Origin of the sequence: Arundinibacter roseus (assembly GCF_004348825.1) — a bacterium.
Lineage (GTDB): Bacteria > Bacteroidota > Bacteroidia > Cytophagales > Spirosomataceae > Arundinibacter > Arundinibacter roseus.
On sequence record NZ_SMJU01000001.1, the window covers coordinates 188811 to 203415 of the forward strand.

Consider the following 14605-nt stretch of genomic DNA (forward strand, 5'->3'; position numbering starts at 1 on the left):
AACCATTTACAGGCCGTCGGAAGCTCCGAGGGCCTGTAAAGAGTATTTCAATTAATTGTTCCTAGGTAATTAAGACAGGCTTATAAAGCTCTAAATTTTTGAGCACATCGCCGGTTCCGATAACGACCGCTTTCAGGGGCTCGTCTGCCACGTGAATCGGCAGTTTTGTTTTGGCAGCCAAACGCTTGTCCAATCCGTGCAAAAGTGCTCCTCCACCGGTCAGGTGAATTCCGTTCCGGTAAATGTCCGCAGAAAGTTCGGGTGGAGAAATTTCCAGAGCCTTCATCACTGCTTCTTCAATTTTGGAAATTGATTTATCGAGCGCATAGGCAATCTCACTGTACGTAACCTTGATCTCCTTGGGAATTCCCGTCATGAGGTCACGGCCCCGGATTTCATAATCTGCCGGCGGATTTTCCAATTCGGGCAACGCCGAACCGATAGCGATTTTGATCATTTCCGCAGAACGTTCACCAATAAGCAGGTTGTGTTCGCGGCGCATGTAATCGACAATATCGCGGGTAAAAACATCCCCCGCAATGCGGACGGATTGTTCACAAACAATACCTGAAAGGGCAATAACCGCAATCTCGGTAGTTCCACCGCCAATATCAACGATCATTACGCCGTTTGGCTGGGTGATGTCGATCCCAATGCCGATCGCGGCGGCAATTGGCTCATGTACCATGTACACTTCTTTGGCACCGGCATGCTCGGCAGAATCCTTTACCGCACGCTTTTCTACCTCGGTGATTCCCGAAGGGATACAAATTACCATCCGGTGCGAAGGAGTAAAAAAACGATTTCCGGTGTCGATCATTTTGATCATCCCCCGAATCATCATTTCTGCTGCGGTAAAGTCAGCAATTACTCCGTCTTTTAGCGGACGAATTGTTTTTATATTTTCATTCGTTTTTTCATGCATTTGCATAGCCGTGTGGCCGATCGCCAGCACTTTTCCCGTCGCCTTGTCTATCGCAATAATCGAAGGCTCATCCACCACCACTTTATCCTTGTTTATAATCAGAGTATTAGCTGTACCCAAATCAATCGCTATGTCACTCGTTAAGAAGTCAAACAATCCCATGTTTTAATTTAGTAAAAAAATCAACTCCTGATTTCAGATTCGCAAAATTACAGATAATTACACACAAACAAAGTCATTTGTAGAAATTACCTAATTATTTGGTAGTCAGTTAGTAAGCCTATTCAGCTACTTATTTCATATCAGGAGTTTTGTAAATAGTCGCTACCTTTACAGGATTATGGGAATTAGAGCATTACTGAGCCGGCCTTTGGCTCACTATATCGTAGAAAAGCAGCTTCGCTGGATCGCCAATAGCCGGGCTATACAAGAGCAATGGCGCCAAAGTTTGGTTACAAAAGCAAAAGATACCCGCTTTGGCAAAGACCATTTCTTTAAAGATATTCAAACCTACGCCGACTTTCGGCAGGCGGTTCCGGTGCGGGATTATGAAGAGCTGAAACCGTACGTAGAACTGATTTTGCAGGGCGAAAACGACGTTCTCTGGCCGGGCAAACCTGCTTATTTTGCCAAAACTTCGGGCACTACCTCCGGTGTGAAGTACATTCCCATTACGTCCGATTCTATTCCGAATCACATCAATTCAGCCCGGGATGCCCTTTTAACCTACATTCACGAAACAGGCAAAGCTGAGTTCCTGGATAAAAAATTAATCTTTTTGTCAGGAAGCCCGGAACTCGATCAAAAGGCAGGCATTCATCTTGGACGGCTCTCCGGAATTGTCAATCATCATGTACCCGGCTACCTGCGTACCAATCAGCTGCCTTCTTACGAAACCAACTGCATGGACGATTGGGAAGCCAAGCTTGAAAAAATCATTGACGAGACCATTTCTCAACCGATGTCGTTGATTTCGGGCATTCCTCCCTGGGTGCAGATGTACTTTGACCGTATTCGGGACCGAACCGGCAAAGACATAAAAGATGTTTTTCCTGACTTTTCACTGTTTGTGTATGGCGGAGTAAACTTCGATCCGTACCGGGCAAAGTTGTTTGAATCCATCGGTAAGAAAATTGATTCCATTGAAACATATCCGGCTTCGGAAGGTTTTCTGGCGTATCAGGACACCCAAACGGAGGAAGGACTTTTGCTTTTGCTCAACAGCGGTATTTTTTTCGAGTTTATTCCGGCTGAAAATTACTTTGATCCAAATCCTCCGCGATTGTCAATTGCGGAAGTTGAGTTGGGTCAAAATTATGCCGTAATTATCAACAGCAACGCCGGACTTTGGGGGTATTCGATTGGGGATACCGTCAAATTTGTCTCGCTGCATCCGTACCGAATCCTTGTTACGGGGCGGATCAAACACTTCATTTCGGCCTTTGGCGAGCACGTCATTGGCGAGGAAGTCGAAAAAGCATTGCATTATGCCATGGAAAGACATCCGGAAGTAGAAGTCACAGAATGTACCGTGGCTCCTATGGTAAACCCGCCCGAAGGCGGTCTGCCTTATCATGAATGGCTGATTGAATTCAAAACACCACCAACGGATGCTGAGGCTTTTGCGAAAGCAGTAGATACAAGGCTTACGCAACTCAACGTCTATTATCAGGACTTAATCACCGGTTCTATTTTGAGGCCACTTGTCATTACGGCACTCCCAAAAAATTCATTCATCAACTATATGCGCTCGAAAGGAAAGCTGGGTGGACAAAATAAAGTACCGCGTTTGTCGAACGACCGGCTCATGGCCGACGATCTGCGAAAAGGAGTATGATTTTTTGACCCCTCCCTTCTTCACCAAAAGTAGTTACCAGTTACAGTATATGACAAAGAAAAGAATCGCCCTCCTGGGTTCCACCGGATCAATTGGTACACAGGCACTTGATGTACTAAGCGCTCAGCCCGATGCATTTACGGTTCAGGTATTGACGGCTCAGCATAACGCGGATTTACTAATCCAACAAGCCATTCAATTCCGCCCGGCAGAAGTCGTGATTGGGAATGAAGAATTGGTTTCAAAGGTCAAAATTGCCCTTGAACCGCTCGGGATTAGAGTTTACTCCGGGCCGGAAGCGTTGGCCTCGGTGGTCGAATCTGACTCGGTTGATTTGGTTCTTACGGCCTTGGTGGGCTATTCGGGTTTATTACCTACGCTTCGGGCGATTCGGGCAGGCAAGGCTATTGCATTGGCTAATAAAGAAACGCTCGTGGTTGCAGGCGCACTTGTTACGCAGCTTGCCCGGGAGCATCAGGTGCCGATTTTTCCCGTCGATTCGGAGCATTCAGCTATATTTCAGTGTTTGGTTGGGGAGGAAAATAATCCGATTGAAAAAATCATTCTGACAGCCTCCGGCGGACCTTTCCGCGGAAAAGACCGGGCCTATTTGTCTACGGTCACACGGGCGCAGGCGCTTAAACATCCCAATTGGAGCATGGGAGCCAAAATCACGATCGACTCGGCCTCGCTCATGAACAAAGGCCTGGAAGTGATTGAAGCCAAGTGGCTGTTTGATCTGGAACCTTCTCAGATTGAGGTCATTGTTCATCCCCAAAGTATCATTCATTCGCTGGTACAGTTTGAAGACGGCAGCCTGAAAGCCCAACTTGGTTTGCCCGATATGCGTCTGCCGATTCAGTATGCTCTTGCGTATCCTCAACGCTTGAAAGCTGACTTCCCACGGTTTGATTTTGCCCAATACCCTTCGCTTACCTTTGAACCGGCCGACACCCAAACATTTCGGAATTTAGCGTTGGCCTATGAAGCTTTGGCCAAAGGTGGCAACAGTGCCTGTATTATCAATGCCGCCAATGAAGTTGCCGTAGCGGCATTTTTGCAGGATGAAATCAGCTTTTTGGATATGTCGGATGTGATCGAAACCTGCACCGCAAAAGTGGCTTTTATCGAAAATCCTCAGTACACAGACTATGTGGAAACCGATCAGGAAACAAGACGGATTGCCGCCGAACTAATTCATGAAAAAGTATGAACAGCGGTCTGTTAATGAAGTACTTTTCCGTAGTCATAGCCGCCTCGTTAAAGTTTTTTGCCGGTCCTATCACCGGATTTGCCGTTGGACTTAGCTGGTACGAAACGGCCCTCTGCTCCGCCGCCGGCATGATGCTCAGCGTGCTGATTTTTACTTATTTGGGAAAAGGCCTGCAAACTTTGATGGGTCGGTGGCGAAAAGGCCCCTCCAAACGATTTAGTAAATCGAGCCGAATGGCTGTGCGGATTTGGCAAAAGTTCGGAATTATTGGCATTGCCCTGCTGACGCCCTTTCTGTTTACGCCCATTGGCGGAGCTATTTTGGCCGTTGCGCTTCGCGTGCCGCGGCAATCCATCTTTTTGTGGATGCTCATCAGCGGTTTGTCGTCAGGCTTTATCTTGTCCTACCTTCTGTACCGCATGACTTTTCTTCAGGAATGGATCAGTAAATAAACCCGGGGAGTTTTGGCAAGATGTATTTTTAATGGGTATGGATATATGCTTACTTTTTGAGAACTGCGGTCCGTCGTGGGAAGTAACCGCAGTTGCTCACGCCCTTGTCATATAATTCAGTCGTTCATTAAATGACTGAACAAAGATAAGGAGTACCAATAGCCCGGATTAGAAGTATTGGGACATAAACTGTCGGATTTGGGACATAGTATTTTTGTGGTGACAAAGTCGAGAAACTACCTTCCAGATTCAGGCCGAAGTTTTGCCTACGTATTCCATGGGAGTCAGGCCATATAATTCTTTGAAGCACTGCCCAAAATAGGAAGGTGTTTCAAATCCAACCATGTAAGCGGTTTCGGAAGCCGAGTAGCCAATCTTTAATAAATTCGTAGCCTTTTTGAGCCGATACTGCCTAATAAGCTCATTTGGAGAAAGTTGAGTAAGTCCCTGAATCTTACGATACAGCGTTTTGCGACTAATGGCGAGCATTTCTGCCAAACTTTCAACCGAAAAAGCAGAGTCATCCAAACGCTCCTCTATTAACTCATACACTTTGCGCAGAAATTTATCCTGCACGGTTTCCACCGGCTCTGAGGCTTCTTTTCCGATAAGTTGCTGCTGATAAAAGAGTTGCAACTTTTGTTGACGCGTCAATAAATTTCGGAGGCGCAGGTGCAATTCTTCCAGATGAAAAGGCTTGGGCAGATAGATATCCGCTCCTTCTTCAAGACCTTTCAGAATATCCTTTTCATTGGTTTTGCTCGTCAATAAAAGTACCGCAATATGATCCGTTGCGGGATGTTTTTTGAGTAAATTAGTCAATCGAAATCCATCCATGTTGGGCATAGCCACATCCGAAATCACAACGTCCGGAAGCTCAGTTTGGGCTATTTCCCAGGCTATTTTTCCGTCTGCGGCCGTCAGCACTTCATAGATTGGGCGCAACTCATCGGCAATGAACGTTCGCAGTTCGGCATCATCTTCCACCACAAGCACTACGGCAGCCTTTTCGCTCGACCGTTTCTCCGGTCGGGGCTCGGTGGGTTCGTGCCAATCCAGAACAGGCAGCGTTGGAATGGAATCCGGTCCATGCTCTTGTTCAGAGGCCGGTTTCAAAGGAAGTTCCAGCGAAAACACCGTTCCCTGATTGATAGCGCTGCTTACCGAAATGGTACCTTCCATAAGCTCCGTCAGCTCTTTTATGAAGGCCAATCCAATACCCGTGCTTGGTTGAACAAGCGCTACATTGGGTCGTAAATCTTTTGGATTGAGCGTATGAAATCGATCAAAAATATGCGGCAATCGTTTGGGTTGAATCCCGATGCCGGGATCTTTGACCAGCAACCGAACCCCCTCCGAGTCACTGTCCGACGGTTGCGGTTCCAACGTTCCTGTATGCGGAGAATACGAGTGAATGGCATGCTCAGCCTGCGGGTAGTCCGTCAGGAGAAGGGGCGGAAGCTGATGCCGCGGAAGCAGCAGAATAACGATTTCTTTCGGGCCGGAGGAGTCCTCTACCAACGTGAATTTGAGGGCATTGGCGAGCAGATTATGAACGATTTGCTCGATTTTTTCGGCATCAAAAAAATAATTCTGCGTCAGCTGATTTTCAAACCTGATGTGCAACTTCCGGTCTTCGGCAAGAGGTTGAAAGGCTTCAACGAGTTTTTCTATAAATTGCCCCAAATCGCCCGCTGCTTCATGAACGGTTAGATTGCCGGATTCGAGCCGGGCGAGGTCGAGCAACTGATTGGTGATCCGAAGCAACTGACGCGCGTTTCGCTGCACGAGTCGAAGTTTTTGCCGCGCTTCTTCCTGTTTTTCGTCCCGGAGCAATTTTTCCACCGGCCCCAAAATCAGCGTCAACGGGGTACGAAATTCATGGGTGATATTGTCAAAAAAACGGCTTTTGAGCTCGTCCAATGAATTAATATGTCGTTTTTCCCGGCTCTCTTCCAGCGCGTTGGCCGTTCGAATCAGCGTAGCTTTGAGGTCCTCAAAATTCAGGGGTTTGGGCAAAAAATCAAACGCGCCCAAATTCATGGCTTTGCGAATGGACGAAAGGTCGGTTTGAGAAGACATGCCCACCGCGCGAAGGGCCGGATTTAGCTGAGGGAGTTCTGAAAGTAACGAAAACCCTCCCAAACCGGGCATGTGTAGATCCAGCAATACCACATTCAGCTCCGGTTTTGAGCGGATCTGATTCATGGCTTCACCGCCATCTTTTACAAAAAAGAATGTATAATTATCTGTCCCGAATTTACTTCGGAATAGCTGTTCAATTTCGGAATCTGCGTCAACTATTAAAATCTTCATTTTATAAAAATAAATAGTTTGAACAGATCTTCAAAAGGTAGCCGAACGACTTGTTTGCAACCAGCCTATTTCACAAACTGATCGGCATCTAACGGCTGACAGACTTTTGCGGAGCAGCGGTTTTTTTCTTGAAATCTCCCTGAGAAAAATACTTTTCAATGAGGCAATACATCAAAATAAAAAAGTAGCGGCTACCCATTTCTTTTATTTTGAGCTTTGATTCGCCGTACTTTCGGTTGGTCCAGCTGTTGGGCACCACCGCATACGAGTAGCCCCGCACGATTGCTTTCAACGGTAGCTCAATCGTAAGATTGAAATGAGGCGAAAGAAAAGGCTTGATGCCTTCCATCGTTTCTCTTTTGTACAGTTTAAAAGCGTTTGTTGTGTCGTTGTAGTTGATCCCCATCACCATTCGCACGATAAAATTGGCTACCCGATTGATGATTTTTTTGACCTTCGGGTAATCAACCACCTTCCCTCCTTTTGCCCATCTCGACCCAAATACGCAGTCATAATTTCCTTCGAGCATCTTGAAATAATACTTTACAAGATCTTCGGGGTCGTCTGACATATCGGCCATAAACACCGCCACGCAGTCGCCCGTAAAGCGTTCGAGACCGTAGCGAACGGCGTAGCCAAAGCCATTGGGACCGAGATTGGTATAGTAAACCAGCTCCGGAATTTCTTCTGACAGCTCATCGAGTACGCGCAAAGTACCGTCTTTGGAATTGTCGTTAGTTACACATATTTCGTGTGGAACGTTGTATTTTTCCAGCGTGCTGTGCAAAGTCCGAAGCGTATGAGGAATGGATTCTTCTTCATTATAGGCCGGTATAACTACGCTTAACTTCATGTAAATCTGCTGTATGGTAAAGTGACAAATTTGACTATTTCACTTGTAATTTCCTGGTTTTTCAACCAGCTCATGGCTTCATTTCTCTCAGCTGGGCTGCATATTTTTTTACAGTCTGCTGCACCACCGAATCGTAGGCAAAATTCAGCCATTCGTTTACATTTTCAAACATCTCTTTCCGATTTTGGATAAAAAACGCATTGGTAGTAGCCTGCACGTTACTGAGTCCGCCGCGGTGTTTTCGATACACGCCCATTGGCTCGGGCAGGTAGGCAATTTCCCCACGAGCAGCCAACTGTAACACGAGTGCCCAGTCGCCGGCAGCGGCTTTGGCATGCCAGGGAGCAAAGTCTTCCTGCAAAAAATAATTACGGTACAAAATGCTTGCCGTGGCCATAAACCAGTGATCCCGCAGTAAATCTTCTATGTTTGAAACTGCTTTTTGCGAAGGACTATTAAAAAAATGACTTTCTGAGCCATCTTCATAGATTACCTCCACGTTATGATGACAGATAGAAAAGTCGGGGTTGGCATCGAGCATTTCTACCTGTTTCTGCAATTTATACGGATCGGTCCAGTAATCGTCGCCTTCACACAACGCTACGTATTGACCCCGGCAGGCTTTCAGCAGAAAAAGGACGTTGTTTCGCCCGGCAAACTCACGAGGCTCAGCCGGACCCAAATTCTGCGGGTGCAGGTAGGCCCGAATGAGGTCAGGATGTCTGTCTGCAAAAGTTTGAATGATGTCGGGGGTGTTGTCCGTAGAAGCATCGTCACCGATGACAATTTCAAACGGAAAGGTTGTTTGTTGCTGCAACGCTCCTTCGAGCATTTGGGCAATGAAGTTCTCGTGGTTATAAACAGGCACACATACCGAAACCTTCATCATAGCGAACCTCGGAATCGGTGGGGCAACAGCGCAAAAAAACTATATACATTCATCATCCATTTGGGCAAAACAAAGCACCGCAGGATTTCCCGCACTTCCAGCGCCGACGGGCGGCGCAGATAGAGGTAGTACAAAGCAAGTGCTGCACGCCGAAAATAGCTTTTCTTGTATTGTCGGGCATCCAGCAGCATGCGATAGTAGCGCGAAATGTTTCGCCGGAGTGCAGGGCTGTACTCAAACTTGGTTTCCTGATCAATGCCCTTGTACATCATGATGCGGTTTTGCAAAAAACGGGCATCCCGATAATGATCCTTGAAACTTGCGCCGGCAGAATTTTTACGATACACCGACATCGTCTCGCCGATATAGCCAATCGGCCCGTGCTGTGCCAGAATTACGTAGCGCGGAATATCGCCACTTGTAGATTTCAAAAACCAATCGGGATAGTGCATCAGTCCGTTGCGAAACAGCACGGCCGAGGTAGCCATAAACCATATTTCCTCTTCTCCAATCAGGTCTTTTACCTCAATCACTTTCTTCTGATCTGCCGCATTTACCTCGTGAGCCGGCGTACCGTCTTCATAGGTCACGAGGGCATTATGAAAGCAGGCGGAAAAATCCGGATGCGCATCCAGAAAATCCACCTGCTTTTGTAGCTTGTGAGGGCTTGTCCAGTAATCGTCCCCATCGAGCGGAGCGATGTAGGTTCCTGTGGCCAGTTTCAGGGTTTCGATGGTGTTGAAAAGCCCATTTTGACCAAGATTTCGTTCATGCAAAACCGCCTTTACTTTACCGGGATAGCGTTTTTCGTAGTCCAGAATCACCTGCTGAGCGCCATCCGTGGAGCAGTCGTCTCCCACCAGGATTTCGTAGTCAAAATCCGTGATTTGGTCAAGAGCGCTTTGAATGGTTTTCCCAATAAAAGCAACCTGATTGTACGTAAGTATGGTAACGCTGACTTTCGTCATGGAAATATCAATCGGTTTTTCAATGAATCACTTGCCTGCCTGCGGTGGCAGTTAGGCGTACAGATCCCGTAGCTGCTGTGCCGTAGGGAAACCTGGCGTGATAAGCTCTGATTCAGGTTTATAGATATAGGCCATAGGGTAGCCTCGCTCGATGAAGGTAGGCTCGGCCAGGTTGTTATACCGCAACTGCACCGACCAGCGAATGTTGCGGGTAATGTTGTTGCCGGACTGATGAACCAAAAATGCGGAGAAGATCAGCACGTCGCCGACCTGAAACTCCGTTTGCACGAATTCATCTTCGCGCAAAGCGGCCGTAATTCCTCCCTGATAGCCCGACGTACTCGATTCGAGCAGGCCCGTGGTGTGGCTTCCCGGAATCACCTGCAGGGCACCGATTTCGGCGGCAGCGTCTACCATCGGAAACCAGATTACCGTGCTGTCGAGGGAGCCTTGTCCCGTCCGCCAATCCTGATGCGCATCGAGCTTCCAGTGTTTACTGCCATCTTTTGATAAAAAACGGCTGTTGAACTGCATAGCCGGGCGTGCGCCAATGACGGGCTTTTCGATGCCCACTTCTTTCAGTAAGCTGATTATTTTTTCATCCAGCGCAAAGCGATGCAGCGAGATGGCGTGCTGTACGGTTTTTCCGGTATTGACAAAGGCCGTAAAGTCTTTTTCAAAAAAGTCAAACATTGCATTTTCAAAGGCATCCCGGTCTTCAATGTCTACCGTACGGCCCGTCGCCCGTTGAATTTGGACGGCAAAGATTTCGCGTGCTTCGCGGTAAATCCCCGCTACGGCTTCTTTGTCAAGATAATTCCGTAGCAATAAAAACCCATTCTGATTAAATTCTTCTTTAAGCGTTGCCATAGTTTTGTTCAGATATATGTGAAAAACATCGCTAGTTAGTCTTCTTTTTTAGTCAAACGAATGACCTGCCTCAGCCGTTGCCTTGATCTTCGTGAGTGGTGCTAATCCTCCCAAACGGCATAGGCAAATCCGGCAGCGCCAAATCCGTTTCCATTGTAGAGCAGGTATTTTTTGCCCTTATGCTCGTAGCGGTGCGCATAGTTGATCATCATGTAGTCAAAATCCTCGGGATTGTCTGATTTCCCTATCCCCACCAAATGATCTTTGCGCTCCCAATGCGTTCCATCAACGGACTCGGCGTAGCCAAGCCGGTAGCTTTGGTTGCGGTCGGTGCGGTAGTCGCGGGTGTGGCGGTAGGAGTAGTACATTTTGTAAAGCCCGTCTTCTTTAAAAACACTGGGCCGCCCTACGGCGTGCAGAAAATCGTCAAATTCGAGCGTCGGCACATCGCTGATTTCCCAGTGAATGCCATCTTTTGAAACCGCCGACTGTCCCCGATAAAAAGGCTCCGGATAGCCGTGAATGTACTCGCACTTGTGCCCCGAGATGTACCACATGCGCCAGGTTCCGTCGTCTTCTTTGATCACCGACGGCTGCGCTGCCCAAATAGGATTCTGAATGCTGCGATCCATGATGGGGCCTTTGAACATTTTTTCAAAACTTAACCCACCATCCTGACTTACGGCAAGGCCCATGGAAAGCCGGTACGAATTGTGCGTTCGGTTCCAGCCGGTGTAGTACAGCCAAATGTCGCCATTGGGCTGATCCACAAACCAGGCAGGCATGGCGCCGGTTTCGTCGTACTCGCCCGGTCCGCCCAGTTCAAGCACGGGCCTATCGTGGATGTAGCGGATTTGGGAAGGGTCGTCGTACTCTACATCAATAAATGTAGGGCGCGATTGTCCCTGCGCATCGCGCGACGAGAAATATATTCTTAAAAAATCTTCGTGCTTGTAGGCAAACGGAACCTGCGCGTGCGACAGGCTGTGCGGCAGTGTTCCGTCCGGTTTATATACTACTCCTTTTTTGATCCACATAGTATGGTTAAGTTTTGAATGAATCTGAGTGTTACGTTCATTCAACTTTTCTTTTGTATTGAGATTACCCTTCGGCCTTTTCGGCTCTCAGACGCCAGTTATCCACAAAATCTTTTCCGGGAATCGGCAGATCTACGTCAATCTCCGGTGCGGTGGCGGTTACGGTATATTCCATGACATAAAAAGCGTTGCCAAAAATCCAGTGAAGTTTGAAGTTTTCCAGATTTGCAGGCAGGTCTTCCAGCGGTACTTCGGCTCTGAACAGCGGATTGGCTTTCAGAAGCATTTGGTAGCTTGGCCGGGACCGCAGCCACGGCGCTACACTTTCGTCGCCGACTACCACTTTTCCGCCCGGACGAACGACGCGGGTCAGTTCGGCAAAGGCTTTTTTGCGCTCCGAAAACGTATTGATTCCTCCAAAATGAAAAACAGCATCGAAGGTATCGTCTGCGAAAGGCAGGTAAGAGCCATTTCCCAGAAAATAATGTACGTTTACCTCTTCGGTTGACAGTTTATCCTGCGCCAGTTTTAACATATTTGGCGATAAATCGGAGAGTACAGCCGTGCCGCCGGGTTTTATTTTTTCAAGAATCAGTGCCGAGTCTTTTCCCGTACCGGCGCCAACTTCCAGAGCCGTCATGCCGGGTTTGAGCCCCATCAGATCAATCATAAACTGCCTGGTTGCGGCTTCATCCGAGTGGTTGAGGGTTTCAAAAACCCACGAAACGCCCCTGTCGTACCGCAAAAATGCCTGGTCGTACAAGTATTGTTCGCGGGCATCATCGGGCAGTAACTCTTTGGGATAAAGCATATTAACTATACCTGTATCGCCTACGGAATATACCACGCCATCCTGGCTGATCAGCGATTTTCCGTCCTCTGCCAATTCGAGAGGAGTTTGAGTAAGCGGGCAAACCAAGGCATTCAAAAAGTCCTGATGAGTCATTCTTCGGAATATTAGATTTTTTTTAGTCGGCCAAAATTAACCATTTTCTGCGAAGTCCTTTCATTAGCCGATAGGTTCTTCGTGAGCGTTTGTACAACAATTTTTAACCATTGGCATTTATTCTGAGTTAATTCGGTGGAAATAAATCCTGCATTTTTGTACGCTTTCTCTATTTTTTCATGGCAAAAAAATTACTCAAATTCAAAAATTACGACGTCCATTCCATTACTACTATCGGTGCAACCGGTGTGCTGAACGCCAACATTGCCACCTGGGTGATGCAGGTAGCAATGGGTGGAAAAATGCTTTGCGTGGCTCTTTACAAAATAGATTATACGCTGGAATTGGTTCAACAGACCGGAATTTTGAACGTAAATCTTTTGGCCGAAGACCAAACCCGGCTCATCGCGCGCCTGGGCCGAAAAAGTGGCCGACAAACCGATAAACTCAAAACCGTCCCCTACGCTACCGATGAGCGGGGCTGCCCTTACCTAACCGAGGCGATTGGCTACGCACAGTGCCGGGTGGTGAGCTACACCGATGCCGGCGATCATCTGTTGGTGGTGTGCGAGGTGCTGGCGCAAACCGTTCTGCATGCAGACAAAAACGTGCTGACCAATAATTTTTTGCGTGAAAAAGGGCTAGTGAGAGGCTAAAACGGCCGTTCGGCGTCGGTAAAAGCGAACGCCATCAACGCTCCCAATGGGCTCGTACAGCTGCCGGATGCAGGCGGCAATTGCCGGAAATCGATCGTGAGGCAGGAGCATATTTTCCATAATTGAAATGCCTTTGACGGACGCATCCACAAACAAAGCGGGACGATTGCGCTGGATGTCTTCCAGAAATAGTTTTTCACGAAACGGATATAAACTACTGGTTTTCATAAACAAATGATGCGTATGTGAATTTCGATAACCGGCCGCGCGGCGCGTCTGCACATACAGGCGATCGGCCCAGCCCCACACCACGAGCCGGTCGTTGGGCTGTCCGTTGGCCCGAATCATGGCTACCAGTTTTTTGTCCAACCGATGCGAAACGGGAGTTTCAAGCGGCTGCCGGGTATAGAGATTAAAACTCCCCTGAACGACCGCGCCCGCAAACGCCATCGCAAGTATGAGCCGTTGCCGGTTGCCCGGGGGCTGCACTGTACACAGCCATGCCGCCAAAAAAGTAAAGGGCACGAGCAGGTACAACAGGTAATGATCAAAAAAATTGCCGGATTGCACACTTGCATACACGCTTGTTCCCAATAGCAAAACGGCAAAAGAACCCAGTCGTTTTTGCGTTTTGCTTAGCAAACGAAACGACGGCCAAAGAAACAAAATCCCGGCAAGGCAGGCGGCCAAAAGCGGAATGAAGTAGAGCCCATGAAACCTGCTCCTGAAAATAAAGTACCCTATCCGGACCGGATCGAAGCGGGCCGTCATGGACTGCGAAGAAAACTCGGTGGAATATGAATAGTAGTAGTAGTTCCAGAAATAGCCGTTCCAGAAAGTAGCCACGCTGTCGTGCCAGGCATAGTACAGGTGCACGCCAAGCGTGGGCACGATGCCGCCGGCCACAAAGGCGATGAGCGAACCGTAGGCCCGCCGATAGGCCAACAAATAGGCCAGGTACGTAGCAATAACCAAACCCATGGGTATATTTTGGAATTTTGCATACAGCAAGCTCCCCAGAAGCATGCCGAGCAGAAACGCCCAGAAACCGGATAGCTTTTGCCTGAATTCGTAGCGTAAATAGCCGTACGAAGCCAGGCTGATCATGAGCACGCTGACATGCTCTGAATTGTAGCTGATGTAGTCGAAGTAGCCCGTAGTGCCGATAAAAAGACAAAGAAACCAGCTCCACAGCAGAGCGAGCGCAGCGGATGTCCACAACCGAAGCATCGCATAGAACACGCCAATAGTGCCAAGCCATAGGCTTACGCCCAGGAGTTGAGCGCTGGCGTAGGTTGGTACTACGCCGAGTTTGGCAGCTATAAACAAAGGAAGTACGGTAAGCGGACGCGAATCAGAGAAGTTCAGGAGTGTCCACCAGGTATTAGGGTAGTGTTCCATACTCAGCACGCTGGCAAGCCAGGTACTTGTGTCCTCGTTCCCTTCGGCGTTGTTCAGGTTCAGGACTCTGAAAATACTGGCAATGAGCAGAATAACCGCCAGAAAGACCGGTGAATAGCGTTTGGCAAATGGAGAATTTTTCCAATATACCAGCCAAAGCACACCGCTCGTCAGCGGCACTACCAGCAAAAGTAGAGCTGTTTCCATTGAGTTTTTTTTAACGTTGAGTTGAGTTTGTCCGA

At 48.1% G+C, this 14605-nt stretch carries 13 protein-coding genes; 4 read left to right on the top strand and 9 right to left on the bottom strand.

Translation table 11 applies throughout. From position 1 onward, the window contains the following. Window positions 1–61 precede the first annotated feature (61 nt). Complete coding sequence (locus EZE20_RS00900) at window positions 62–1087, bottom strand: rod shape-determining protein (RefSeq protein ID WP_132113515.1); 1026 nt, start codon at window positions 1085–1087, stop codon at window positions 62–64. 178 nt (window positions 1088–1265) lie between these two features. Here EZE20_RS00900 and EZE20_RS00905 point away from each other — a divergent pair, with 178 nt between their 5' ends. The 3 genes from EZE20_RS00905 to EZE20_RS00915 are packed head-to-tail and all read left to right on the top strand — an operon-like array spanning window position 1266 to window position 4427. Next, window positions 1266–2762, top strand: a complete 1497-nt coding sequence (locus EZE20_RS00905; RefSeq protein WP_132113517.1) for a GH3 auxin-responsive promoter family protein — start codon at window positions 1266–1268, stop codon at window positions 2760–2762. A 49-nt stretch (window positions 2763–2811) separates the two neighbouring features. Next, the gene (locus tag EZE20_RS00910) at window positions 2812–3975 is read left to right on the top strand and encodes a 1-deoxy-D-xylulose-5-phosphate reductoisomerase (protein WP_132113519.1); all 1164 of its coding nucleotides are present in this window, start codon (window positions 2812–2814) and stop codon (window positions 3973–3975) included. 14 nt (window positions 3976–3989) lie between these two features. Next, a complete protein-coding gene (locus EZE20_RS00915; RefSeq protein WP_132113521.1) occupies window positions 3990–4427 on the top strand; it encodes a hypothetical protein in 438 nt (145 codons plus the stop codon). Between the two features lie 249 nt (window positions 4428–4676). On the opposite strand, the gene EZE20_RS00920 is transcribed toward EZE20_RS00915, so the two are convergent. The 7 genes from EZE20_RS00920 to EZE20_RS00950 all read right to left on the bottom strand — a co-directional run bounded on the left by EZE20_RS00920 (window position 4677) and on the right by EZE20_RS00950 (window position 12306). Beyond that, entirely contained in the window at window positions 4677–6743 is a 2067-nt protein-coding gene (locus tag EZE20_RS00920; RefSeq protein ID WP_132113523.1) for a response regulator, read from the bottom strand. 88 nt (window positions 6744–6831) lie between these two features. Continuing rightward, on the bottom strand, window positions 6832–7596 hold the full coding sequence (locus EZE20_RS00925) for a glycosyltransferase family 2 protein (RefSeq protein ID WP_132113525.1): 765 nt from the start codon (window positions 7594–7596) through the stop codon (window positions 6832–6834). Between the two features lie 70 nt (window positions 7597–7666). Then, window positions 7667–8485, bottom strand: a complete 819-nt coding sequence (locus tag EZE20_RS00930) for a glycosyltransferase family 2 protein (protein ID WP_228713485.1) — start codon at window positions 8483–8485, stop codon at window positions 7667–7669. After that, entirely contained in the window at window positions 8482–9453 is a 972-nt protein-coding gene (locus tag EZE20_RS00935; protein ID WP_132113527.1) for a glycosyltransferase family 2 protein, read from the bottom strand. Before EZE20_RS00935 ends, EZE20_RS00930 begins: the two co-directional genes overlap by 4 nt. 51 nt (window positions 9454–9504) lie before the next feature. Next, window positions 9505–10323: a phytanoyl-CoA dioxygenase family protein gene (locus tag EZE20_RS00940; RefSeq protein WP_132113529.1), complete on the bottom strand. Its 819-nt coding sequence runs from the start codon at window positions 10321–10323 to the stop codon at window positions 9505–9507. 101 nt (window positions 10324–10424) lie between these two features. Beyond that, window positions 10425–11360, bottom strand: coding sequence for a hypothetical protein (locus EZE20_RS00945; RefSeq protein ID WP_132113531.1), 936 nt, complete (start codon window positions 11358–11360; stop codon window positions 10425–10427). 64 nt (window positions 11361–11424) lie between these two features. Beyond that, complete coding sequence (locus EZE20_RS00950) at window positions 11425–12306, bottom strand: class I SAM-dependent methyltransferase (RefSeq protein ID WP_132113533.1); 882 nt, start codon at window positions 12304–12306, stop codon at window positions 11425–11427. A gap of 179 nt (window positions 12307–12485) precedes the next feature. On the opposite strand from EZE20_RS00950, the gene EZE20_RS00955 reads away from it, so the two are divergent. Next, window positions 12486–12962, top strand: a complete 477-nt coding sequence (locus EZE20_RS00955; protein ID WP_132113535.1) for a flavin reductase family protein — start codon at window positions 12486–12488, stop codon at window positions 12960–12962. Here the strand turns inward: EZE20_RS00955 and EZE20_RS00960 are convergent. Further along, window positions 12948–14570, bottom strand: a complete 1623-nt coding sequence (locus EZE20_RS00960) for a hypothetical protein (protein WP_132113536.1) — start codon at window positions 14568–14570, stop codon at window positions 12948–12950. The two genes, EZE20_RS00955 and EZE20_RS00960, sit on opposite strands and share 15 nt — an antisense overlap. Between the last annotated feature and the right edge of the window lie 35 nt (window positions 14571–14605).

Excerpts from the sequence above, each read along its gene's own strand:
- EZE20_RS00900 (WP_132113515.1), bottom strand. The coding sequence starts at position 1,087 with ATGGGATTGTTTGACTTCTTAACGAGTGACATAGCGATTGATTTGGGT.
- EZE20_RS00905 (WP_132113517.1), top strand. The coding sequence starts at position 1,266 with ATGGGAATTAGAGCATTACTGAGCCGGCCTTTGGCTCACTATATCGTA.
- EZE20_RS00910 (WP_132113519.1), top strand. The coding sequence starts at position 2,812 with ATGACAAAGAAAAGAATCGCCCTCCTGGGTTCCACCGGATCAATTGGT.
- EZE20_RS00915 (WP_132113521.1), top strand. The coding sequence starts at position 3,990 with ATGAAGTACTTTTCCGTAGTCATAGCCGCCTCGTTAAAGTTTTTTGCC.
- EZE20_RS00920 (WP_132113523.1), bottom strand. The coding sequence starts at position 6,743 with ATGAAGATTTTAATAGTTGACGCAGATTCCGAAATTGAACAGCTATTC.
- EZE20_RS00925 (WP_132113525.1), bottom strand. The coding sequence starts at position 7,596 with ATGAAGTTAAGCGTAGTTATACCGGCCTATAATGAAGAAGAATCCATT.
- EZE20_RS00930 (WP_228713485.1), bottom strand. The coding sequence starts at position 8,485 with ATGATGAAGGTTTCGGTATGTGTGCCTGTTTATAACCACGAGAACTTC.
- EZE20_RS00935 (WP_132113527.1), bottom strand. The coding sequence starts at position 9,453 with ATGACGAAAGTCAGCGTTACCATACTTACGTACAATCAGGTTGCTTTT.
- EZE20_RS00940 (WP_132113529.1), bottom strand. The coding sequence starts at position 10,323 with ATGGCAACGCTTAAAGAAGAATTTAATCAGAATGGGTTTTTATTGCTA.
- EZE20_RS00945 (WP_132113531.1), bottom strand. The coding sequence starts at position 11,360 with ATGTGGATCAAAAAAGGAGTAGTATATAAACCGGACGGAACACTGCCG.
- EZE20_RS00950 (WP_132113533.1), bottom strand. The coding sequence starts at position 12,306 with ATGACTCATCAGGACTTTTTGAATGCCTTGGTTTGCCCGCTTACTCAA.
- EZE20_RS00955 (WP_132113535.1), top strand. The coding sequence starts at position 12,486 with ATGGCAAAAAAATTACTCAAATTCAAAAATTACGACGTCCATTCCATT.
- EZE20_RS00960 (WP_132113536.1), bottom strand. The coding sequence starts at position 14,570 with ATGGAAACAGCTCTACTTTTGCTGGTAGTGCCGCTGACGAGCGGTGTG.